The sequence below is a fragment of the Porticoccus sp. GXU_MW_L64 genome (genome assembly GCF_052983295.1).
Window position 1 is genome coordinate 205,471 of the sequence record NZ_JBRKJK010000002.1, and the last position, 22,450, is coordinate 227,920.

15 protein-coding genes are annotated in these 22,450 nt (G+C 56.3%); 2 read left to right on the plus strand and 13 right to left on the minus strand.

Annotation, left to right across the window (positions count from 1 at the left end; translation table 11 throughout):
- Positions 1-11: 11 nt before the first annotated feature.
- Complete coding sequence (locus ACVBEJ_RS02665) at positions 12-1,556, minus strand: sulfatase family protein (RefSeq protein WP_447128050.1); 1,545 nt, start codon at positions 1,554-1,556, stop codon at positions 12-14.
- Between the two features lie 115 nt (positions 1,557-1,671).
- Between ACVBEJ_RS02665 and ACVBEJ_RS02670 the strand changes: the two genes are divergently transcribed.
- Together ACVBEJ_RS02670 and ACVBEJ_RS02675 are read left to right on the plus strand one after the other, a co-directional pair.
- Positions 1,672-3,609, plus strand: a complete 1,938-nt coding sequence (locus ACVBEJ_RS02670) for a glycoside hydrolase family 97 catalytic domain-containing protein (RefSeq protein ID WP_447128051.1) — start codon at positions 1,672-1,674, stop codon at positions 3,607-3,609.
- Positions 3,610-3,622: 13 nt separating this feature from the next.
- The gene (locus ACVBEJ_RS02675) at positions 3,623-4,714 is read left to right on the plus strand and encodes a glycoside hydrolase family protein (RefSeq protein WP_447128052.1); all 1,092 of its coding nucleotides are present in this window, start codon (positions 3,623-3,625) and stop codon (positions 4,712-4,714) included.
- Positions 4,715-4,912: 198 nt separating this feature from the next.
- On the opposite strand, the gene ACVBEJ_RS02680 is transcribed toward ACVBEJ_RS02675, so the two are convergent.
- The 12 genes from ACVBEJ_RS02680 to ACVBEJ_RS02735 form a co-directional block, all read right to left on the minus strand.
- Positions 4,913-6,220, minus strand: coding sequence for an alpha-L-fucosidase (locus tag ACVBEJ_RS02680; RefSeq protein WP_447128091.1), 1,308 nt, complete (start codon positions 6,218-6,220; stop codon positions 4,913-4,915).
- A 329-nt stretch (positions 6,221-6,549) separates the two neighbouring features.
- Positions 6,550-6,696, minus strand: coding sequence for an AAA family ATPase (locus tag ACVBEJ_RS02685; RefSeq protein WP_447128092.1), 147 nt, complete (start codon positions 6,694-6,696; stop codon positions 6,550-6,552).
- A gap of 214 nt (positions 6,697-6,910) precedes the next feature.
- The gene (locus tag ACVBEJ_RS02690) at positions 6,911-9,175 is read right to left on the minus strand and encodes a molybdopterin cofactor-binding domain-containing protein (RefSeq protein WP_447128053.1); all 2,265 of its coding nucleotides are present in this window, start codon (positions 9,173-9,175) and stop codon (positions 6,911-6,913) included.
- A complete protein-coding gene (locus tag ACVBEJ_RS02695; protein WP_447128054.1) occupies positions 9,175-9,639 on the minus strand; it encodes a (2Fe-2S)-binding protein in 465 nt (154 codons plus the stop codon). Before ACVBEJ_RS02695 ends, ACVBEJ_RS02690 begins: the two co-directional genes overlap by 1 nt.
- A 210-nt stretch (positions 9,640-9,849) precedes the next feature.
- The gene (locus ACVBEJ_RS02700) at positions 9,850-10,920 is read right to left on the minus strand and encodes an XdhC family protein (RefSeq protein ID WP_447128055.1); all 1,071 of its coding nucleotides are present in this window, start codon (positions 10,918-10,920) and stop codon (positions 9,850-9,852) included.
- Positions 10,921-10,948: 28 nt separating this feature from the next.
- Positions 10,949-12,547, minus strand: a complete 1,599-nt coding sequence (locus ACVBEJ_RS02705) for an arylsulfatase (RefSeq protein WP_447128056.1) — start codon at positions 12,545-12,547, stop codon at positions 10,949-10,951.
- A 4-nt stretch (positions 12,548-12,551) separates the two neighbouring features.
- Positions 12,552-14,054, minus strand: coding sequence for a sulfatase (locus tag ACVBEJ_RS02710; RefSeq protein ID WP_447128057.1), 1,503 nt, complete (start codon positions 14,052-14,054; stop codon positions 12,552-12,554).
- Positions 14,055-14,274: 220 nt separating this feature from the next.
- Entirely contained in the window at positions 14,275-15,393 is a 1,119-nt protein-coding gene (locus tag ACVBEJ_RS02715; RefSeq protein WP_447128058.1) for a glycoside hydrolase family protein, read from the minus strand.
- 249 nt (positions 15,394-15,642) lie between these two features.
- The gene (locus tag ACVBEJ_RS02720; protein ID WP_447128059.1) at positions 15,643-19,035 is read right to left on the minus strand and encodes a TonB-dependent receptor; all 3,393 of its coding nucleotides are present in this window, start codon (positions 19,033-19,035) and stop codon (positions 15,643-15,645) included.
- Between the two features lie 698 nt (positions 19,036-19,733).
- The gene (locus ACVBEJ_RS02725; protein ID WP_447128060.1) at positions 19,734-20,840 is read right to left on the minus strand and encodes a FecR family protein; all 1,107 of its coding nucleotides are present in this window, start codon (positions 20,838-20,840) and stop codon (positions 19,734-19,736) included.
- Complete coding sequence (locus tag ACVBEJ_RS02730; protein WP_447128061.1) at positions 20,840-21,433, minus strand: RNA polymerase sigma factor; 594 nt, start codon at positions 21,431-21,433, stop codon at positions 20,840-20,842. Before ACVBEJ_RS02730 ends, ACVBEJ_RS02725 begins: the two co-directional genes overlap by 1 nt.
- Positions 21,434-21,592: 159 nt before the next feature.
- Positions 21,593-22,435, minus strand: coding sequence for an IclR family transcriptional regulator (locus ACVBEJ_RS02735; protein ID WP_447128062.1), 843 nt, complete (start codon positions 22,433-22,435; stop codon positions 21,593-21,595).
- Between the last annotated feature and the right edge of the window lie 15 nt (positions 22,436-22,450).

Below are 22,450 nucleotides of genomic sequence, written 5' to 3' on the forward strand. Positions count from 1 at the left end.
CCGCACCTCTGTCAGGGACGACTGCGTCCACCGTCTCGAATCGCCGCCAGTGCAGAGGACATTTTCTTGACAACTTCCGGGTGCTTTTTGGCAACATTGTTTTTTTCCAGCGGATCACTGGCCAGATTGTAGAGCTGGTAAGCACTGGCACCGGCGGCGGGTTGCTCTCTGGTCGGCTCAGTAAAACCACCGGAACCCAGCCCCTCGATCAGCTTCCAGTCACCATCGCGGATGGCAAACATGCCGTCCAGGGCGTGGTGCACCATGGGCGCGTTGCGAACGTCGGCGACTTTGCCATCGAGCAGTGACGCAGATATATCAAAGCTGTCGGGGCCAGCGTCTCCCTCAAGGGCAACATCGGCAATGGTGGCAAAGGTGGCCATCAGGTCCGCCAGGGTCATGGGCTGCTCGCTGACACTGGCGCTGGCGATCCGCCCCGGCCAGCGAGCGATAAAGGGCACCCGGTGCCCGCCTTCGTGAATATCCGCTTTCTGGCCGCGCAATTGGCCATTGGCCAGGTGGCCGTACTGCTCGATGTCGGTGTCGAGCCAGTGAGCACCGTTATCCGAGGTGAAGATAATCAGGGTATTATCGGCAATGCCTTCCTCTTTCAACGCCTTGAACAACTGCCCCATGGTGGCGTCCACCTGGGCGGAGAAGTCACCGTAGTGGCCAGCGCCGCTGACGCCCTGAAACTCTTTGGTGGGCAACCAGGGAGTATGGGGGGCGGTGAGGGCAAAGTAGAGGAAGAACGGCTGTCCGCTGCTGGCCTGCTGACGCACGTAGCCAACCGCCTTGTCGGTGAGTACCGGCATCACTTCTTCGTGCACAAAGCCCTCGCCGATCTGTCCTTTGCGCCAGAAGCCGCCGCCACCGAAGCGGCGCTGACCACTGGCTTCAATTAGGCGGCCGGTCAGGGGGGATGCGGGCGCGCCATTCTCTACATAGACGTAGGGCTTCATATCCAGAGAGGCGGGAATGCCAAAGAAATAGTCGAAGCCCACTTCGTTGGGGCCGGGGCTCAAGCGGCCAAAATCGTCGCCGGAATTTTTCCCGCTGGTGGCGCTGGCGCCGTAGTAATCCGCCTCCGAATCACCCATACCCAGATGCCACTTGCCGATACCGGCGGTGGCGTAGCCCGCTTTTTTTAACAGCGAGGGTACGGTTTCCCGATCCGTCTCGATCAGCAGCGGCGAATAACCCCACAGCACCCCGGACTTCAGCCGCGAGCGCCAGGCATAGCGCCCGGTGAGCAGTGAATAGCGGGTGGGAGTACACACGGAAGAAGGCGTATGAGCATCGGTAAAGCGCATGCCCTCAGCGGCCATCTGGTCCAGATGCGGGGTGGGAATTTTGCTGTCGGCGTTATAGGCGCCGATATCGCCAAAACCCATATCGTCCGCCAGCACCACAATGATATTGGGCTTTTCTGCCGCTTTGCCGGTACCGTCGGAATCGGCGGCGGAGCAGGCCATACTGGAAAGGCTCAGGGTAGCGATAGCCAGCCACCGCACACCCCTGATCAGATAACCGGTTTTCGTAATCTGTTTGAACATATCTACCCCTTTTATCTAATTATGAGTTACGGCTTTTTTTCTTTCCGTAGTTTATATATGATAAATATTCTTATTAATGAAATGCAAGGCTGTCCAGAAAAAAAGGTAATATCTGATGCAAACGAAATTGATTGCCACACTCCTGTGCCTGCTGGCATTGCCCAGCGCGGTTCTGGCCGGAACAAGCGCCCCCAACAAAACCACCGATATCGTTACCCTCAGCTCACCGGACAAGCGCAATGTGCTGACCGCACAGGTCAGCGACGGTGTGGCCTGGTTCAGTGTGCGCCGGGACGACAAACCCCTGCTGCTGAAATCCCGCCTGGGCCTGGAACTGGCGGATGCGCCCTTTACCGCCTTTGCACTGCACAAGGTCAGCCATTCGCAACAGGACAACACCCGCAAACAACTCTGGGGCCAGCACGCCCGGGTGCGCAACCACTTTAACGGCGCGCGCATGGTGTTGCGGGAAACCGGCAGCGAACAGCCACGCAAATTGATGGTTGAATTTCGCGCCTACAACGACGGCATCGCCCTGCGCTACCGGCTGCCACCCCAGGATCACATCAACTCGAGCCGGGTGATTGGCGAGCAGACGGTGTTTTCCTTTGCCGACGACTACCAGGTCAGCAGTTACCGCCCGGAAGAAACCCCGGCTACCGCGAAGTCCATCGCCAGGGTCAACCGTATACGGCCCCCGGTGGTGTTGAGCAGCAAGGGGGGCGAGCGCCTGGCCATTCACGAAGCCGGGCTGCTGGACAGCGCCCAGTTGCAGGTGCAAGGGGATAGCAGCCTGCCCAATGGCCTGCGCCTGACCAGTACCGACAACCAGTTCAAGCTGCCCTACCAGAGTGCCTGGCGCGTGCTGATGATTGAAAACAAACCCGGCGACCTGTTGGTATCCAACCTGCTCACCAACCTCAGCCCGCCGTCACGCATTGCCGACACCTCCTGGATCAAACCCGGCAAAGCCCTGTGGGACTGGCGGGTGCGTGGCGAGCGCTACGGCGACTTTACCTACAGCATCGACAACCCCTCCCTGCGCCGCTATATCGATTTCGCCGCGGACAACAACGTCCAGCACGTGATGATCGACGCCAACTGGTACGGCCCGGAGCACGAAGCCACCACCAACCCCTTCACTCCCGCCAAGGGCCTGCGCATCAAAGAGCTGATCGATTACGCCAACAAAAAAGGCGTGGGTTTTATCCTTTATATGAACGACAAGGCCGACCTGCATTTCGACCTGGACAAACTGTTCCAGGCCTACAGCCAGTGGGGTGCGGCGGGCATCAAATACGGTTTTATGAAGGTCAAAGGCCAGGAAAAAGTGCGCAAAACCCTGCGCATTGTGGAACTGGCGGCCAAGCACAAACTGCTGGTCAACTTCCACGACGGCCCCATCGCCCCCACCGGCCTGCGCCGTACCTGGCCCAACTGGTTGACCCGTGAATTTGTGCACGGCCAGGGGGACTCCCGGCGTTCGTTCACCCCTTCCGGCTTTCTGGAAATGGTGCACCTGAACATGATTGCCGGGCCGCTGGACATGTCCAACGGCTTTTTCAAACTGGCCGGGCTGGAAGAAAACCGCAACTACGTGTTCGAGCCGGTGCATTCCACCGTGGCCGCCGAAACCGCGCGGGTGCTGATTGTGTTCTCCGGTCTGGTGATTCTGCCGGACGCGCCGGAGGAATACCTGAAAAAGCCCGACCTGTACGAATTTATCCGCCAAATGCCCGCCAGCTGGGACGAAAGCCGGGTACTGCACAGCGATCCGCAAAGCCGAATCACCATGGCGCGACGCTCTGGCAACAACTGGTTTGTGGGCACCGCCGGTAACGAACAGGGTGGCGATATTGACATCACACTGGACTTTCTCGAACCCGGTGCCAGCTACCGGGTAACCCTGTACGAAGACGCGGCTGACACCCACTTCAAAACCAACCCCGAGGCCTACCGGATTCGCGAAAAAACCGTGGCCCGTGGCGACATCATTCGCGCCAACATCGCCCCTGGCGGCGGGCATGCCATGACACTGAAGAAGCTACCCTGAATCGGAGACACCCATGCACATACAGCGCTTGCTCGTTGCCTTTATGGTCGCCCTGCTCCTGCCATCCATCAGCCTGGCCGGGGCCAGCACCGACACCCTCAACCTGGCGGCCATGCTCCAGCCCACCGGGGATGACAACATCTTCCACGACGACAACTACTACAACTGGGGCTCGTCCATCATCAAAGGCGAAGACGGCAAGTACCACCTGTTCTACGCCCAGATGTCGAAAGCGGAGGAACTGGGTTTTTATACCTGGCTCACCGATGGCGTTATTTCCCACGCCGTGGCAGACAACCCCGCCGGGCCTTATACCCACAAAAAGATTGTGCTGGCCGGTCGCGGCCCCGGCCACTGGGACGCCCACACCGCCCATAACCCCAGAATCAAATACTTTGACGGCAAGTATTACCTTTACTACATGTCCACCAACCTCGGCGGCCAGACATTGAGCGAAGACGAATTCCAACAGGCGCGGCACGAAAACTACCGCACCAACCGCTTTCGCCGCCTGGTGCGGGAAAATCAGCGCGTGGGCGTGGCGGTGGCCGACAGTCTGGACGGCCCCTGGCAGCGTTTCGACCACCCCATTGTCGAACCCGCCGGCCCCATTACCCAGATCACCTGCAACCCGGCCATCGCCCAGCGACCGGACAGCACCTACGTTATGCTGGTGCGGGGCGACAAACCCAATCAGGAAAAACTGGTGAGAAGCCAGGCAGTAGCTACCGCCCCCAGCCCCACCGGGCCCTGGACCATTCAGGACAAAGCCGCCGTGGGCGAATTGAATTCAGAAGACCCGGCCATCTGGTACGACGAAAAACGAGGCCGCTTTTACGGCATCTACCACGCCTTTGGTTATATGGGGTTGATTACCTCGGAAGACGGGCTGTCATGGGAAAACGCCCGCCACTACAAAGTCATCGGCAAATCCCACCGACACAAAGACGGCGTACGCACAGTGTCCCGCTTCGAGCGCCCTTTTATCTACGTTGAAAACGGCGAACCGAAAGTGATGACCGCCGCGGTGCGGGAAAAAAGTGGGGATACCTACTCGCTGTTTATTCCCTTGAAAGCTCCGGCAAACGCGTCAGACAGTGAATAGCTGTACCAGGGAGTTCACAAAATAATCGTAGGGTGGATTAGCCGCGAAGCGGCGTAATCCACCAAACAGGAATTAACGTTAGCAGCCAAACCAAAACATAATCATCACCTGGTGGATTACGCTTTCAGCTAATCCACCCTACGGCTGACCATCCTCATCGAACGAGAAAATGCAGGCACGTCGCTACATTTTTTAGGTTTATTCTATTACCAGAGTGGTGACATACTTATCAAAACGGATCCCGCTCAGATCCAGCGTCAAAGAAGTTTCACTGGCAGACACAGGCACTTTCTGACCATTGGCGAGCACGCTGGCGGATGCGTTTGTTGCCTGTAGTGACAACACCAGTGGCAATACTACCCGGTCTTGCTGAAAAGGGCTGAACAAATGCACGTAGAGTTTGCCGTCTTTGGCAGTAAGCCGTGTGTTTTCTGGCGCAGAAATCGCAGCCGCCTGTGTACCGTAGATGCTTTCGCCATTGCTTTGCATCCACGAACCGATGGCACTTAAACGTTGATAGGCTTGCTCCTGAATAACGCCGTCACCGGTGGGCCCCACATTCAACAATAAATTGCCGCCTTTGGAGGCAATATCCACCAGTTTTTGAATCAACACCCGATCGGATTTCCAGCCGTCATCAAATTTCGAATAGCCCCAGGTGTTGTTTATCGTCCAGCAGGCTTCCCAGAAGTGATCCAGCTGTTCACCGGGGGTTTCATTTTCTGGCGTACCGAAATCAAATTTGAATTCTGTGCGTTTTGAAACACGGTTATTGATGATAATCGACGGCTTCAGGTCGCGGATAAAGTGATACAGGTCGTCACCATCTTCCGTGGTCCACCAACCCGCCCAGTCGCCATCAAACCACAAAATATCCGCATCGTAGTTATCGATCAGCTCCTTGATTTGCGCCTTCATATAAGCCACATAGTGCGGCTTTTGCCCCTCTTTCATGAGAGTATGGCCCCACTTCCGCCAAACGTTCTCGCCCGCCGCATTGGGTTCCTGACTGGGGTGATGCCAGTCTATGATGGAATAATAGGCACCAAATTTAATGCCATGTTTTTTCGCCGCACGGGAAAGCTCTGCCAGAATATCCCGGTCGAATGGGCTTGCACCGCCAACATCGTAGTCCGACACCGCACTCGGCCACAGGCCAAAACCTTCGTGATGTTTGGTGGTAATCACCAGGTATTTCATACCGGCATTTTTGGCGGCCACAACCCATTTTTCCGGATCAAAGTGCACAGGGTTAAACTGCTCAGCCAGTGGAGCATATTGGTGACCGGGAATATCCGCCCTTGCCTGAATCCATTCTGCGTAGCCATCAACCGGCTTGCCTTGCCATTCCCCGCCAAGGTTGGAATAAGTTCCCCAGTGAATAAACATGCCGAATCTGGCGTCATTAAACCACGCCATGCGTTGCTCCAGATCCGCTTTGGCGCGATCGCTTGCTGATTCCTTGGCTATTGCTGTCACCACTGCGTTAGGCTGTTGATCCGGCATGGTGCTTGAACAGGATACCAATGCTATGGAAACGAGCACTGGCAACAGGGTATTTTTTATCGAACAATCAACCACAATAGTTCCTCATAAACTCGAACACTTTGTCTGTCATAAACTTTAAGGCCTTAGAGAGACGCACTAAGGAGTTCACAAGATAGGCGACATGGGCTTTTCAAGACCGTCAGCGGCAGGGATGCCGCTGCCGAGCGTACAGGGAGGCTTACTTTAAAGCGAAAGGCACAGCATGTCTTGAAAAGCCCATGTCGCCTATCCAACGTACGGTTTGGCAAGTCATCGGACTCCTCCCTTGCAAAACACCAGCAGGCACATCAAACAGCGGGACGGGACTTGTGAATAAAGCGGGATATCCCTGCAATCTGATCATCCAGGGTGATATATCTCATACCCGCCTGATTGGAAATACCTCGCGCCAAAGTCGTTTTCCCGGCCTGCCGAGGCCCGGTGAGGTAAAGCACACGAAACTCACCAAGTAGTTCTTCAATCAATGGTTGCAAGTTACGATAATAGATAAGTCACCTGCCGATGCTTTGCGAAATACAAGGCAAGAACAGGCAATTAACGCGAGAAAAACCACCTCTTATTGAGAAAAATACAACCCACTAATGCGAAAAAAACAGCCCGGCAAGTTCCCCTGCCGGACTGTTTTCCTTTTAACCTTCCCCCATCCCATCAAACAGTGAATTGCTTATTCACCGGCAAATCCCGCACCCGTTTGCCGCAGGCGTGGAAGATGGCGTTGGTGAGGCTGGCGGCCACCGGGGGAACGCCGGGTTCGCCAACGCCGGAGGGCGGCGCGGTGGACTCGACGATGTGGGTTTTGATGGTCGGGCTCTGGCTCATGCGCAATACCGGGTAGTCGTGGAAGTTGGACTGCATTACCGCGCCGTCTTTCACGTCTATTTCTCCCATCAGCGCCAGTGACAGGCCAAACACGATGGAACCTTCCAGTTGCGCGTGCACCCGGTCCGGGTTGATGACGGTACCGGCGTCCATCACTGCATGGGATTCAAGCACCGTGACTTTGTTGCCCTCAACCTTGACCTTGGTGGCCACCGCCACGTAAGCCACAAAGCTGCGCTGCACGCTGATACCCCAGCCTTCGCCGTCTGCGGTGTTGGCGTCTGCTCCGGATTTTTCCACCACCGTATCGAGCACGTTTTTCAGGCGCTTGGTGTCGATGGGGAAGGTGTCCAGGGATTCACCGTAGTTCGGGTATTTAACCCCCAAGTCTACCTTGCGGTCTTTGCCAATCAGTTGGTGCCACATTTTGTGGGTGGGCTTGCCGGCGGCATGGGCCAGTTCATCCACAAACGAGCCCTGGGCAAAGGCGTGCTGGATATTGCACACCGAGCGCAGCCAGCCAATGCGCACATGGGCGCTGGCCTTGTGGTTTTCACAGGAAAAGTTATCCAGGGCAAAGGGAATATCGATAAAGTTCATGCCCAGCTCGCCCCGTTGCGCCTGGTCCACCCCCTCTTTGAAGGTAGAACTGATGCTGGGGAAGGCATTGCGCTGTACCCAGCCGGAAATGCCGCCATTGGTATCCAGCCCGGCCACATAGTGCTGGGTGCTGATGGCGTGGTAATAGCTGTTGCGAATATCGTCTTCGCGACTCCACACCACCTTTACCGGTCTGCCGGTTTGTTTTGACAGCAGTGCCGCTTCCACCGAAAAGTCCGGTTTCGATTTGCGCCCAAAGCCGCCGCCCAGCAGGGTCACGTTCACCTTCACCTGCCCTTGCTTGAGGCCAAGGGCTTTGGCGACATTTTGTTGCGTGCTCTGTGCGGTTTGTGTGCAGGCCCAGATTTCGCAACGGCCATCTTCAAAATGCGCGGTGGCCGCCGGTGGCTCCATGGGAGCGTGGGCCAGGTAGGGCACCCGATAGGTGGCCTCGACCTTGCGACTGGCTTTGTCGAGGGCAGCGTAGGCATCGCCTCCAGAGCGCACCACCTTGCCTTTGGTGACAATGTTTTTGGCCAGTTGCTGTTGAAAGTCTGCGGAGCTGTGGTTTTTGTTTTCCCCCAGGTCCCACTGTACATTCAGGGCCCGCCGCCCCTGCAGCGCCGCCCAGGTATTGTCCGCCAGCACCGCCACGCCATTGAGGGGATGAAACACAACCGGTCTTGGCTGTTTGGGCATCTCGATAACCTGCTGGACGTTGGCCACTGCCAGCGCCGCCTTGCGGTCAAAGCCTTTAACCGTTGCCCCCACCACCGGGCAGCGTTCGATGCTGGCATACAGCATGTTGTCCAGATGCACGTCCTGGCCGTAGGTGGTGTCGCCGGTCAACATCACATCCATATCCACAATGGGCACGGACTTGCCGATCAATTCAAACTGGCCCCGGGACTTGAAGGTCAGCTCGCCTTTGGCGGGTGTGGGCTGGCTGGCAGCCAGTTCCGCCAGCTCACCAAAGGACAGGGATTTGTTGCTGCCTTTCAGGTGCACTGCGTTGTCTTTGGCATAGGTTTTTGCCGGGTCCACTTTCCACACCTGTGCGGCGGCCTGTTCCAGCATGGTGCGAGCGGTGGCACCCACTTCCCGCAGTTTGGTGTAGAACTTGCGAATGGAGGTGGAGCCATCGGTGTTCTGGCTGCCGTAGGCTTTGTTGGCAAGCCCCTGCACCACTTCCACCTTGGCCCAGTCCGCACAGAGTTCGTCGGCAATAATCTGGGTGGTGCCGGTGCGAACGCCCTGCCCCATTTCACTGCGATGGCAGACAATATGCACCCGGTCGTCGCTGCCGATACTGACAAACAAATTGAGCGGGTGATCACCGCCCTGATCATCGGCCCAGGCGAAAACCGGCAATACGGAGGACAGGGGTACCGCCGTTCCCAGCAACAGGCCGCCACCGGTTATACCGGTTTTTTTCAGGAATTCCCGCCGGCCAAGACAGATAACTTCAGCAGTGTTTTCAAGTACCTTGCTCATCACTGACCTCCCACATTTTTGGCTGCGGATTTGATGGCTTCTTTGATCCTGGGGTAAGTACCACAGCGGCAGATATTGCCCTGCATATGACGATCAATGGCCTCGTCATCCGGGTTGGGGTTGGTTTCCAGCAGCGCCGCCGCACTCATCATCTGCCCGGACTGGCAGTAGCCGCACTGGGGCACATTGTGCTCCTTCCAGGCCTGCTGAACCGGGTGCAGGCCCACGTCCGTAGCCAGGCCCTCAATGGTGGTAATGTTCTTGCCCGCCACCGCCGACAACGGCATCACACAAGAGCGGATAGCCTGGCCATCCATATGCACGGTACAGGCGCCGCACTGGGCCAGGCCGCAGCCAAATTTGGTGCCGGTCATGTGCAGCATATCCCGCAATGCCCATAACAGCGGCATATTGGGGTCCGCATCCAGCTCGACCGGTTTGCTATTTACGGTAAATGTCACCATTGTTGCTTACCTCCAAAGGGTATTAATGTATTTTTGAGCTACTGTTCTGTTAAGTTCCCAGACCTGTCATTCCCGCGAAGGCGCACTGCTGTCCGGGATAATCACCCAACCCGTCATTGCGAGCGCAGCGTGGCAATCCAGTGTCTTTAACTCAGTGACTTAAAAGCTAAGTCGCTGGATCGCCGCGCTGCGCTCGCGATGACGATTTTTTTAAGTTTCTCTGCCACCCATGTAACTGCAAGCCTTACCTGGTAAAACTTGTCGGCCAGCCCCGGACGGCAGTGAGTTATTCAGCCAACCGCTAATGGATTGGCCGTCACCACCTTCCAGCACGGCATGAACCTCTGCCACCATCGCCAGGGCGATGGATTCTGGCAATTCGCCGCCCAGGTTCAGACCCACCGGGTTGGCCAACGGCAATGCCAATTCATTTTCTGCCAGGCCCGCTGCCGCCAGCACCCGTTCAGTGCGGTGCTTCGGGCCCAGCAGCCCGAGGTATTTCAATGAACACGGTTGCAGCAGCTGGATAGCCTGGGCGTCCAGCTCAACGTTGTGGTGCATGACCACAGCGGCATCCATAGCTGCGTCCAGGCAGTGCTTCGACAATTCTTTATAGGGCCGATCAATAATATTCTGGGCACCGGGGAAGTAAGCGGCGCGGGCATAAGCGGTGCGGGGGTCAAACAGGGATACATGCCAGCCCAGGGTGGCCGCCAGCGCCACCACCGGAGCGGCATCCACCCCACCGCCAAATACCGCCAGATGGGGTGTGGGCAGAATATATTGATCCAGCGTCTTGCTGTCTGTATCCAGCGTTAACTTGTTGCACGGCGCGTCTAGCACTTCCAGCACCGTGTTTTCAGGGACTTGCTCCGCAACATTTTGCCGGTAGATACAGGGCTGGCGCTGTTGCAAACGGCGTTGCAGTTCCGGCAGTTGCAAATAGCCATTGGCGACACTCACCGGTTGCAGCAGAATGCGCACCATGCCGCCACAGCCAATGCCCAGCTGCCAGGACAGGTCTTCTTCCTCGCGCATGTCGTATTCGATAATGCGACTGCAACCAGTCTGCCAGCAGCGCCTTGCCTGGCGCATGATGTCGGATTCCAGGCAGCCGCCGCTCAGCAGGCCATGGTATTTGCCCAGGCTGTTAATCAGCATCATGGCGCCCGCCTTGCGGTATGACGAGCCATCGGTGGCGACAATGGTCGCAAGCACCCATTGCAGCGAATCCCGCTGCTCGCTCCATAGGCTGAGTATTTGATCAAGGCGATTTGACATAAAAATCCGGCTTTTACGTTATATCAGGTCATTGCGAGCGCAGCGACGCGGCAATCTCGTCCAGCCCGGTAGTGACCTGATGGAGATCGCCGCGCTTCGCTCGCGATGACGAGAGGCGGGGGCTAAGCTGAACATGCGCGCCCGGAAAGTTCCAACTGGCCACCGCCGATGGCTGATGCGCAGCAGCCATATAAGCCGCTGCCCGGGCCACAATGTCCGGGTGCTGATCCGCCACATTACGGGTTTCGCCAATATCCGCGGCCAAGTTGTAGAGTTCGATGGGGGCATGCGGGTTGCTGCGGGCGTTCAGCTTGACCGCTTTCCAGTCGCCCATGCGCACCGCCTGCTTGCCGCCCTGCATGGCAAATTCCCAGTACAGGTACGGGTGTTGTTTTTGCTCACCCTCATTGAACAGGGAGGGCAAGAAAGATAAGCCCTGAACCCCTTCGGGCACGGGTGCACCGGTGAGTTGCGCCAGGGTGGGCAGTACGTCCCAGAAGGCGGAGATATGTTCGCTGCGGACGCCGGCAGCAATCTTTCCCGGCCAGTTGGCGATCATGGGTACGCGAATGCCGCCCTCGTACAGGTCGCGCTTGATACCCCGCAATGGGCCGGACGCTTGAAAAAACGCCACATCACTGCCCCCTTCCGGGGCGGGGCCGTTGTCGCTGCTAAAGATCACCAGAGTGTCTTTTTCCAGACCGAGCTGGCGCAGCTTGGCCATCACCTCGCCGATGTCCTCATCCATATGGGAAATCATGCCGGCGCGGGCGGCCCGGGGTTTTGGGTGAGGGGTATAGCTGTTGCTGTCCGATGGGGTTTCCTGCCACTGGCCGTCGTAGGCATCCATATAGCTGTCGGGCACTTGCAGCGCCGCGTGCGGGGACGGGTAAGCCAGGTAAAGGAAGAAGGGCCGGTCGGCGTTATCGCCCATAAATTCCAGCGCCTCGGCGGTGATCAAATCCGGCGCGTAGTCCTGGCCAATATAGTCCCGATAATCGGCACTGGTCACCTGGCGATTGGTGGCGCCGGGATGAGGGTGCCGGTATTCATTGTTCAACGCCACCCGGTCCCGGTTGCGCCACAGGTGTGTGGGGTAATAACTGTGGGCCTGCTTCTGATCCAGGTAGCCAAAGAAGTGATCAAAACCCTGGGTATTGGGGCCGGTATCCGGCTGATCCACAGGGGTCGGGCCGCCCAGCCCCCATTTACCAATCGCCGCAGTGGTGTAGCCCTGCTGCTGCAACAGGCTGCCGAGGGTTTGTGTGCCGGGCCGCAGAGGTCGCTGGCCCCGTTCTTCATGGTCCAGAAAACCGCCCAGTTCGTAGTTGCCGCGAATCTGGGCGCTGCCCATATGACGCCCGGTGAGCAATGCCGCACGGGACGGCGCGCAAACGGTGCTGCCGGAGTAGTGCTGGGTAAAGACCATACCGCCCCGCGCCAGGGCATCGAGATGAGGCGTGCGGGTGCGGGTCTGGCCATAGGCGCCGATATCCCCATAACCCAGATCGTCCGCAAGGATATAAATAATATTGGGTTTGCGCGGTGGCTCGGCGGGAGCCGCACCCGGCCTGTTATCACTACAAGCGGTCAGCACCACGGCCAAAACAACAATCCACCCCTTCACCGGGCTAAACCCCTTTGCGCATTTTCTTGCTGGTGAACTGCGCGCCGCTCTGCTCCAGCGCCTGATTCATTTCCTTGAGGATGGCCTGCAGTTTTTCCGGGTTTGCGCTGGCCTGATCGTGGTTTTCGTAGGGATCGTCCTTGAGATTAAACAGCTCAAATTCTGGCGATGCATCGGGGTTGCGATGCTGGATCACCTTCCAGTCGCCGGAGCGGAAAACGCTGAAGTTGTTGCTGCGGTGGCCGTGGGGGAAGTGCATCAGAAACTGCTGGGAATGCTCCCCCTGGTGGCTGGCCAGATAGCTGCTGAGGTCCTGGCCGTCGATGTGATGCTGCTCCGGTGCTTCCAGGCCCGCCAGTTTCAGCAAGGTAGGCACGATGTCCACGATGGAGACAAAATCCTGGTACACAATGCCCGGCTTGATGGCAAAGCGTTGCTGAACAGGGGATCGGGGATTGGGCTTGGCCCAGCTCACCATAAAGGGCGCGCGCATGCCACCGTCGTAGTGAGTGGCTTTTTTACCCCGATAGGGAGCGGACGAGCTGTGGTCGTGCTCACCGCCTAAAGGTGCATCGGAACCGTTGTCGCCGAGAAACACAATCAGGGTGTTGTCGGCAATGCCTTTGGCGTCCAGGTGGTTGATCAGATCACCCAGGGATTTGTCCATGCCTTCCACCAGAGTGGCAAAGGCCTGGGTCTTGTCGGATTTTCCAGAATCCTTGTAATGGTCGGCAAAACGCGGGTCCGCCTCGAAGGGGGTGTGCAGGGCGTAGTGGCTCATCTGCATGAAGAAGGGCTTCTGGGCGGAGATAAACTGGTCGATGGTTTTTGTGGCTTCCCGGGTCAGCGCTTCGGACAAAAAGATGTCCTGACCGTGGTAGGCGTCCAGATGGGGGACAAAACGCCGCTTCCCCTTGCCAAAATCTTTCAACCCGTAATAGCTGCCGGGCTGACCGGCGGAAGAACCGCCAATATTGATATCGAAGTGCAGATTCAGCGGGTCGCTGCCTTCGTGAGCATCCGGGCCAAGGTGGGCCTTGCCGATATGGGCGGTGGCGTAGTCGGCGGATTTAAGTGCAGATACCAGGGTCCAGTCGTCTTTGGACAGGCCGGCCCATTTCCACCCTTCCGGGCCCGGGTTGGTGCGCTCCGCATAGATCCACTGGGTGACTTTGTGGCGCGCGGAATACTGGCCGTTAAGCAGGGAAACCCGGGACGGGGAACACACGCTGTTGGCGTAAAAGTGGGCAAAGCGAACGCCCTGTTCTGCCAGTTTCTCCATGTTGGGAGTGCGATAAAAATCGTTGAGCGGCTGCGGTGCCGCCTCGCCGTTTTCGTTCACCACGAAGGGAACGGAGGTATCCATGGGGCCCATATCGTCCACCAGAAAGAGGATGATATTGGGCTGTTGTGGTGAAGCCTCAGTATTCTTTTCAGCAGAGCAGCTTGCCAGCACACACAGTGCCGGTAGGAGAAGGCTTAAAAATAGACTGCGTTTGTGTTTCATGGTGTGTCGATCTCTTTGCGTGGTTAATTTGCCGCCGTCATTGCGAGGGACATTCCCATCACTGCAGACGCTATTGCCCGTCATTGCGAGCGCTATTTCCCGTCATTGCGAGCGCAGCGAAGCAATCTCCATCCGGTTACTGCCGCACTATCAAAGCCCTCTGCCACTCTGGTCGAGATTGCCGCGTCGCTCCGCTCCTCGCAATGACAGAGGGGTACCGCTAATCATCCTGCAGCGGAACCGCAATATTACCGCTAATGCCCTTGTCGAGCACAGCCACATACAACCATTCCGCACGCCCCTGTTTATCGGTCAGCACAAAGGGGCGCTCGAAGCGTTTGGGTGTCCAGGTGGTGCCATCGGATAGCTCGAAGGTTTTGTGCAGGTAGGTGAAGGGGGTGCCTTCCCGCCAGTTGACACCATCGTCGGACACCAGATGCGCCAGCTCCGGTTTGCCCATTACATGTACCAGGCTGTTAAAGCGTTGCTCGGTCCGGTCGTACCAGATGCTGGCATCTTCGGTTTGTGCCTTGTCGTAAATGGGCTGCTGCTGGAACACATAGGGGCCCTCGGCCCGATCCGCGTGGCCCACCAATTGAATCCGGAAAATCCCTTCTTTGCGTTGATCATCGCCCTTGGCAATCATCACAAACTGGCCATTTTGGTAGGTAACCGCTGGATTGACGGCGATGTTTTTAAAATTGCCGTGGGGCACCACCACAGGCTCTCGCGTGCGTACAAAGGGCCCTTCCGGGGAGTCAGCACTGGCCAGGCCGATGCGCTGGCGGTTGCGCACAATGTCGCGGCGGTTGTCCAGCAGCCACTGGTCGCTGGGGAAGGGGTTGCCCTCTTGCGGTTCAAAATCTCCGCGCAGCTGGTTGGAGATGTAGTAAAGATGAATCTTGCCATCCACCACCGTCACCGCCGGGTTGTGGGCGTTGACGATATCCCAGCCCTCAAGATGACGGCTTTCAATCACCGTACCAGTGGTGGCAAAGGGCCCGGCGGGGCTGTCCGCCACCGCGTGAGCAATTTCGCAGTGGGTCATCCAGCCATTAAAGCCGGTGGCGCGGGGCCAGCGGGAATAATAGGCGTGCACCTTGCCGTCATTCCAGCGAAAGGCGGTCAGACCCCAGACGTAGTAATCCTTGTCCACAAGAACCTGGTTTGCCGGTGCGCCGTTGAAAAAGTCGTCCCGTGCGGACGCTGGAATAAGAGCTTTTTTCTGTACTGGTTGCGCTGCGGTGTCTGGTTTTTCACTGCAGCCGGTAACGGCAAGCAGCGCACAAACTGCAGCTATTTTTAAAAATATCCCGTTCCATTTTTTTATTACTGACATAAACAAGCCTGTTTCAAGAAGATCGTCATCCCCGCGCAGACGCACTGCCATCCGGGATAACCACACAAGCCGTCATTGCGAGCGCAGCGAAGCAATCCAGTGTCTTTAACACTTTGGCCTTTAAGCAAAGTCACTGGATCGCCGCGCTCTGCTCGCGATGACGGTTTTTTTAAACCTCGTTATCAACACGAAAAAACCTGCCCCGGAAACTTCTCCGAAGCAGGTTTTATTCAGCTAGAGATCGAATGATCAGAAGCTATAACGAACACCAAAGATGGCCTGTTTGGGGCGCGTTACATACGCCTGGAAGTTACTGTTAACCCCGCGGAAGTCACGGCGGTCTTCTCCAGTCAGGTTGATCAGCGCCAGGCTCAGGCTCAGGCCTTTGACCGGGCGGTAGCTGAAGTTCAGGTTTAACTGCTCCTGGGCTTCAGTAAAGATCGCCGCATCCATCCGGTCGCCAACGCCTGCCAGGTTGCGCAGGTACTCACCGCGATAGGTGTAAGCCAGACGGGTGGAGAAGTTATCCACTTCGTAGTACGCCACAAGGTTCACGTTGTCTTCCGAAGAACCGGGGAAGCCAAGGCCGGCATCGCCCACATCTTCACCAAACGAGCTGTCGATATAGGTGTAGTTGGCATTAACACCAAAGTTATGGAAAAACTCTGGCAGGAAGGTCAGCGGCTGGTTAAAGCCCACTTCAAAGCCTTTAACCTTACCATCAGAAACATTCACCGGAGTAGTGGCAGATACTGTTTCAAACAGCCCGGACTGCCCCGCAGGAATGGGGTTGTCTACGCCGAGTTGAATATCATTGGCGATGGCTGCGCCATTGACGGGGTCAAATGGCAGGGCGACCAACGCACCTTCTCTGGGCTGGCGAATGATAAAATCCTCAACCTCTTTATAGAAGGCACTCAGGTATACCGCACCACCGTTAGGGGTGTAGTGCTCCAGAACCACATCCAGTGCCTCGGCGGTATAAGGGCTGAGTTCACCGTTACCACCAGAAGCTGTCACCGTTTCTTCTGTCAGATCAATAACAATGTTGTTATTAGGCACCTGGTCACGGTAAGTGGGACGGGTGAGCACTTTGGATAATCCCACTCTCAGCTTGGTTTCTTCGCTCAGGGAAAAGTTGATATTAAAGCTGGGCAGCACTTCCCAGTCGTCAGACTCGGCCACTGTGGGTACAAAAGAGGCATTGACTGCGGGGAGAGGCTCGGTGGTATTACCATCGCCGTCAATATCGTCAACATCCTGGCCACGGCCTGCAATACGCACGCCACTGAATGCGGTGGTGGTGACTTTGGTCTGCACGGCACGAACACCAAAATTGGCGGTAAACGGCACAGCATCGCCCAGGTTACCTTCCCAGTCCACCTGCGCATAAGCAGCAAAAGTATCTTCTTCGGTATTAAAGAAGTTGGCTGCATTTGGAGAGATACTCGTTCCCTCCGCACTGCCTGCTGCAGCGACGATATCATCAATTTCAAAAACCGATGTACCAAATACTCTCTGATTCAAGTCCGGGATCAAAGCCGCAACCGCTTCACCGTCCACTACCGGGAAAGTATCAAAGGAGCCAGCCGGAAAAATTCCCGACAGGAAAGTGTCTTGCGCTCCACCGGTCAGACCCGCAGCACGAATATCCGCTTCGGTGACACCATCCGGAGTGGACACAGCGGCACCGGCCTGGCGAAAGTCAATTTCGGTTTGTTCATAACGCAGACCGAACTGGAGCTTGGTGGAACCTTCAAGCTGGCGCTCCACATCCAGGCGGAAAGCGGTGCGATCACTTTCATTTTGCGTATTGTTAACAACACCGGCCAAAGCGCGATAGCTGGCCGGATCGAGAGCGCCTGCAGCCGCTTCGTCGCTGAAGATAAAGCCAGCGGCATCGGCAGTCAGGTCATCAAACACAAAGTCTCCCAAACCCGTTACTGGTTGCCCACTGCCAAAACCACCTTCCCTGGCCTGGAAGTTGCCCAGCACACGCAGTACGTTTTCAAAGGTCAGCTCAGAGTAAGAAACATCACCGGCAATACGCCAGTCATCGTTGGACCAGGCCACGTTCAGGCCACCAATCAGGTTTTCGGTTTTGTTATCAAAATCCAGGTGCTGAGTCTGCAGTTGCAGGCTGTCGCCATCATCCGCATTCTGGCGACCATCGAAAAATTGCAGCTGACCGTCTTCAATTGTCACACTGCCCGGTGCTGAAACACCGTCAAAGATACCCCGTTGCGCTGTGGTCACAATACGAAACAGATTCCGCACCGAAGGCAAATCGTACTCGGCGTACAGCAGGTCGCCGTTGATTTCCAGGCCGGAGTCATTGCGGAATTGCACGGTAGTGGCGATGGCCGTGCGTTTTTGTTCCGACTCAATGGGGTTATTGGTAATGGACTGGGGAATAACAACGCCCCCTTCCTGCACATCACCATCAATATTGATGGTTCTGTTTGTGGTATTGGTGGTCAAAGTACGATAGAAAGTTTCGTCAACAGAGTTTTCAAATTCGGACGACAATACCGCCAGGGACGCACCAAAGTTGCGCTCGTCATTTTTAAAAATACCCACGGCGCTGATACGGGGGCCAAAATCTTCAGACTCGTCGTTGTAAGTGGTGCGCAGGTTTACGCTGCCCCGGAAGTTTTGTCCTCTGGGCATGCCGGTATCCAGTGGGCGCAGGGTCTGCACATCCACAGAACCACCCAGGCCGCTCTCCACCAGGTCCGCTTCCGGTGATTTGTACACCACCAGGCCACTGATCACTTCTGTGGGCAGGGTATCAAAGTTGTATTCACGCAGGTTGTTACCGCCACCGGAACCTGCGGACAGGGGTGTACGGCCATTGATGGTGGTTTGTACAAACTGGGGGCCAAGGCCACGAATGGACACCCGGTCACCGCCGTCGGTAGCGCCATTGTCGTTGCGCTGAATCTGTACGCCGGGCACCCGCTGCAGGGCGTCTGCCAGGTTGGTATCCGGGAATTTACCCAGGTCTTCCAGGGTTACCGCTTCAATAATGGAGTCGGCATCTCTTTTCAGGTCCTGAGCGTGTTTCAGGCTGCCCCGGATACCGGTAATAACAACTTCTTCGGCAATTTCTGTTTTTGCATCTTTGGCGTTTTCCCCTTCCGCCGCTTGAGCCTGAACGCTGTTGCCGGAACCTACCAATACCGCTGCGATAGCAGCCCAGAGTGATCTTCTTTTAAACGTCACTGGTTTATCCTCTCTCGTATTTTGATCGCCATCGGATAGAAATATCCGTATGGACCCTCTTTTGGAGAGGCCACTGGTGAGCCCAGTGTTTGCCAGCAGTTGATTCAGAGCATCCAGTACCCGGTAGCGCCCAACAACCTCGTTGGCCTGTTGGCCTGCCGCTACGTCGTACAGATAAAGAAAAGTCGCGCCTGTTTGTTCCGCCAGCCTGTTCAGGGCATCAGCGGCGTTCTGGGACGGTATGTTGATCTGGTAAACCGTTTGATCAGTGCCATCGCCAGAACCATTGGCTTCAGATGCGAGTGCAGGTAAACAGCTGCTTGCCCAAAATAAAAAGCCCGCCAGCAACCCTGCAGATTTTTTCTTACTCCAGTTAACCTCTGGTTTAAATAGAGTCTTTGTGACCCCTCCAACCATGTAACCAGCGAGAAAGAAAAAACCACACTTAATAATATAAATATTTTTTATATGTGTTTTTGAGGTGTACGTAACTCACCCTCCTCTAAGGCCTGAGCTGGCCTATTGTGTACTTCTTTTTTCGTCAACAACGAGGGTATCTCCCGCCATTGGGAGTGACATTCTCTGTTATTGCGAGCGGCATACTCTGTCATTGCGAGCGCAGCGAAGCAATCTCCATCCATTTACCGCCGCACTATCCAAGCCCTCTGCTACTCTGATCGAGATTGCCGCGTCGCTCCGCTCCTCGCAATGACAGAGGGGTGGTGATACTTCCCGTCATTGCGAGCGCAGCGAAGCAATCTTCATTCGGCTACCGCCGCACTATCCAAGCCCTCTGCTACTCTGGTCGAGATTGCCGCGTCGCTCCGCTCCTCGCAATGACGGAGGGGTGGTGATACTTCCCGTCATTGCGAGCGCAGCGAAGCAATCTCCATCCATTTACCGCCGCACTATCCAAGCCCTCTGCTACTCTGATCAAGATTGCCGCATCGCTCCGCTGCAGACTCGCACCATCCTTGGTGCTCGGCTCTACGAGCCGTATTCGACGCCCAAATTGGCTTTCCTGCCAATTTGTCGCAATGACGGAGGGGAGCAGAGTGCGCCTTCGGGGTGGCGAGTGTAACCTTTAGGCAGCGTTATACAACACAATAACCCAGCTACTCTCTGGGTATCGAAATCCGTACCTGGTTATACCCCAAACGTTGTACTTCAAGACCCATATTGGTCTCGAACGAGTCCAGCATGTCGTCGGTATCACCCACCCGGAACTGGCCGCCTATTTTTAGTGCGCGCACTTCCGGGTCTGCAATTTCTATCGACAGGTTTGTATAACGGCTGATTTCGGCAACCACCTGTTCCAGCGGTTCGCCCGAGAACATCAGCAACCCTTTGCGCCAGGCCAGTTGCCGGTCTATGTCTTCTTCGTTAATTTCCTGGGCCAGTTCCAGGCTCAGGTCCGCATCGAGCTGACCGAACACAATGTTTTTAATGGTTGCCGACTGCCCCGCCTCCAGGCGACCCAGGTCATTTTGAAAGACTTCAGGCGCCGTTTTACCAACCGGTGACCGGCCCGAGTCGACAGTGGGGTTATCCGGCTTGATGGCGGTCAAACCCACTTTGCCATCGGTTACCGTTACGCGGGCATCGGTGTTGGTCAAATACACCGAAAACGCCGTACCCAGCGCCTGCACCCTGCTCTTGCCAGCGTAAACCCTGAACGGCCAGCCTTTGTTGTGGGCCACGGTAAAATGCGCCTCACCCTGCAGCAGCCGGATATCCCGGTGTTCGCCGGAATAGGCAATTTCCACCTGGCTGTTGGTGTTGAGCTGCACAACGGATTGGTCGTGCAAAACAATGGTTTTCTGCTGGCCAACGGCGGTCACATACAAACCATTGTCCTGCCCCACGTTGTGGGACGGCCACACCAGCAGGGCCAAAAATACGATGGAAGCGGCGGATGCTGCCCAGGCCAGGCCACGAGGGAACAACCCCCAGCCTTTGGGCTTCGACAGAGAGCCGGCAGCCCCCATATCGCCGCTAACCAGAACCAGTTCGGTGAGGATATTCATTTTCCCCCACAATGTAGCGATGTCTTTAAGCGCCTCGCGCTGCACGTCGCCCTGCTTCATCCAGTCGACCAGCTCGCTGCGCTCGTTGGCCGACAATGGGGTTTCGCTGTCCAGCCTGATCAGCCATTCCGCCGCCTCCTGCTTGATGGCCGGGGACGCTGTAGTCGCTGATGTATCCTTGGTTATCCTGTCCATTATCCTCTCCCACTCAGTGGAATGACTTTGGGCTGTTCTTTTAACTCGTTGCTTTGCTCATGCTGATCGACGTAGGTTTGGCAAAAAAGCACACCCTTGAGCAAATGCTTCTCAACCGCACTGACCGATATGCCCTCTCGCCGGGCGATTTCACGGTGGCTCAAACCATGCACCTTGCGCAGCAAATATATCTTTCTGCGGCGCTCCGGCAGTGCCGCCACCGCCGCACAAAACAGGTCCAGATGCTGGCGGGCTTCTTGTTCTTCCTCCAGGGAAGCCGTGTTTTCATTCTGGATGGCGGAATCGATTTCTTCGATATAGTCGGTAATCTGGCGCGACTTTCGGGACAACTCAGTTAAAGCAACGTTCTTGGCAACCTCAAACAAAAACGCCTTGGGGCGCTCAATGTCTTTGCCTTTTTCCGCCTGGTAAGCCCGCAGGTAGGCTTCCTGCATTACATCTTCAATGTCCTGACGATTACACAGAAACTTGGTCAGGAATCTGCGCAGAAAACTGCTGTGCTCGATAAAACTGCTAGACACCGCAGACAGGCGACCCGCCTTTTTGGATGTTGCTGTATTTTTTTCAGCCATACCGTGAAAAACCCCAAAAATATGGAATGGGAGTAGCCGCTTTTTAAAAGCCCCTGTGTATGTAATGGTTTACGGGGGCAAATCCACACTACAAGAGGCAAAAAAACCGGGATTGCCCGTCATTCAAAAGATCTGCTGCAACGGCTTTAGGGGAAGTTGTCAATCCGCCTGATACCCCAGCGCCGCAGAAATATCCGCCGCCGCCCGCTGAACCTGCAGTTTTGCCTTGTCCGGGCTGTTCGGGTGGGAGCCATCCATATAGGAGAAAAACGGCATCACCAACGCGGCGGCAATATGGCCGTTGTGATCGAAGACCGGGTAACCAATATCCTCCACACCCTGAGCCTGGGCGCTTTTGATGCTTTCATAACCCTGCTCACAAATACGATCAACCAGTTCTTTGATCAACTTTTTGGTGGGCTTTTTGTGCCCCTGAGGCACATTGGCCACCATCGCCTGGCGCTGGGTATCGTCTGCATAGGCGAGCAGAATATGGCCGGAACAGGTATCCACCAGTGATGCCTCCGCCCCCAGGCGCACACTGAAAATCCGCGCCGAAGGCGCATCCTGCTGCACCACCACATGCCCCTTGCCCTCGTAGTAAATCACCAGGTGGCAGGACTGTTCGATGTCGTAGGCCAGGCGCTTCATCACCGTTGTCGCCGCCGTTGTCAACAGCTTCACCGGGGGAAACTGGTGAGACAGTTCAAACAGTTTCAGCGACAGCTGGTAACGGTCACTGCCGGGGGGCAGGGTCAGATAGCCCCTCTGCTCCAGCACCACCAACATGCGAAACAGCTCGCCCACCGTGCGCTTCAGGCGCTTGGCGATATCACTCAGACTCAGGCCTTCCGACTCCCTGGCCAACAGCTCCAGAATGTCCAGCCCCTTTTCCAGAGCCGGAGCGGAGTAGGTTTTTTTGCGTGTAGCTTTTGAATCCAGTGTCGGGGCGGTGTGCTGTACCATAGTGTCCTTGCCATCTGTTTTACGGGTAAAAGCCATTTTGACTCAAATAGG

Bases quoted from the DNA above. Each gene is read 5' to 3' on its own strand.
- ACVBEJ_RS02730 (WP_447128061.1), bottom strand. From the start codon at position 21,433: ATGGCTGAAAAAAATACAGCAACATCCAAAAAGGCGGGTCGCCTGTCT.
- ACVBEJ_RS02695 (WP_447128054.1), bottom strand. From the start codon at position 9,639: ATGGTGACATTTACCGTAAATAGCAAACCGGTCGAGCTGGATGCGGAC.
- ACVBEJ_RS02675 (WP_447128052.1), top strand. From the start codon at position 3,623: ATGCACATACAGCGCTTGCTCGTTGCCTTTATGGTCGCCCTGCTCCTG.
- ACVBEJ_RS02670 (WP_447128051.1), top strand. From the start codon at position 1,672: ATGCAAACGAAATTGATTGCCACACTCCTGTGCCTGCTGGCATTGCCC.
- ACVBEJ_RS02710 (WP_447128057.1), bottom strand. From the start codon at position 14,054: ATGAAACACAAACGCAGTCTATTTTTAAGCCTTCTCCTACCGGCACTG.
- ACVBEJ_RS02735 (WP_447128062.1), bottom strand. From the start codon at position 22,435: ATGGCTTTTACCCGTAAAACAGATGGCAAGGACACTATGGTACAGCAC.
- ACVBEJ_RS02700 (WP_447128055.1), bottom strand. From the start codon at position 10,920: ATGTCAAATCGCCTTGATCAAATACTCAGCCTATGGAGCGAGCAGCGG.
- ACVBEJ_RS02720 (WP_447128059.1), bottom strand. From the start codon at position 19,035: ATGGTTGGAGGGGTCACAAAGACTCTATTTAAACCAGAGGTTAACTGG.
- ACVBEJ_RS02715 (WP_447128058.1), bottom strand. From the start codon at position 15,393: ATGTCAGTAATAAAAAAATGGAACGGGATATTTTTAAAAATAGCTGCA.
- ACVBEJ_RS02665 (WP_447128050.1), bottom strand. From the start codon at position 1,556: ATGTTCAAACAGATTACGAAAACCGGTTATCTGATCAGGGGTGTGCGG.
- ACVBEJ_RS02690 (WP_447128053.1), bottom strand. From the start codon at position 9,175: ATGAGCAAGGTACTTGAAAACACTGCTGAAGTTATCTGTCTTGGCCGG.
- ACVBEJ_RS02725 (WP_447128060.1), bottom strand. From the start codon at position 20,840: ATGGACAGGATAACCAAGGATACATCAGCGACTACAGCGTCCCCGGCC.
- ACVBEJ_RS02680 (WP_447128091.1), bottom strand. From the start codon at position 6,220: ATGCCGGATCAACAGCCTAACGCAGTGGTGACAGCAATAGCCAAGGAA.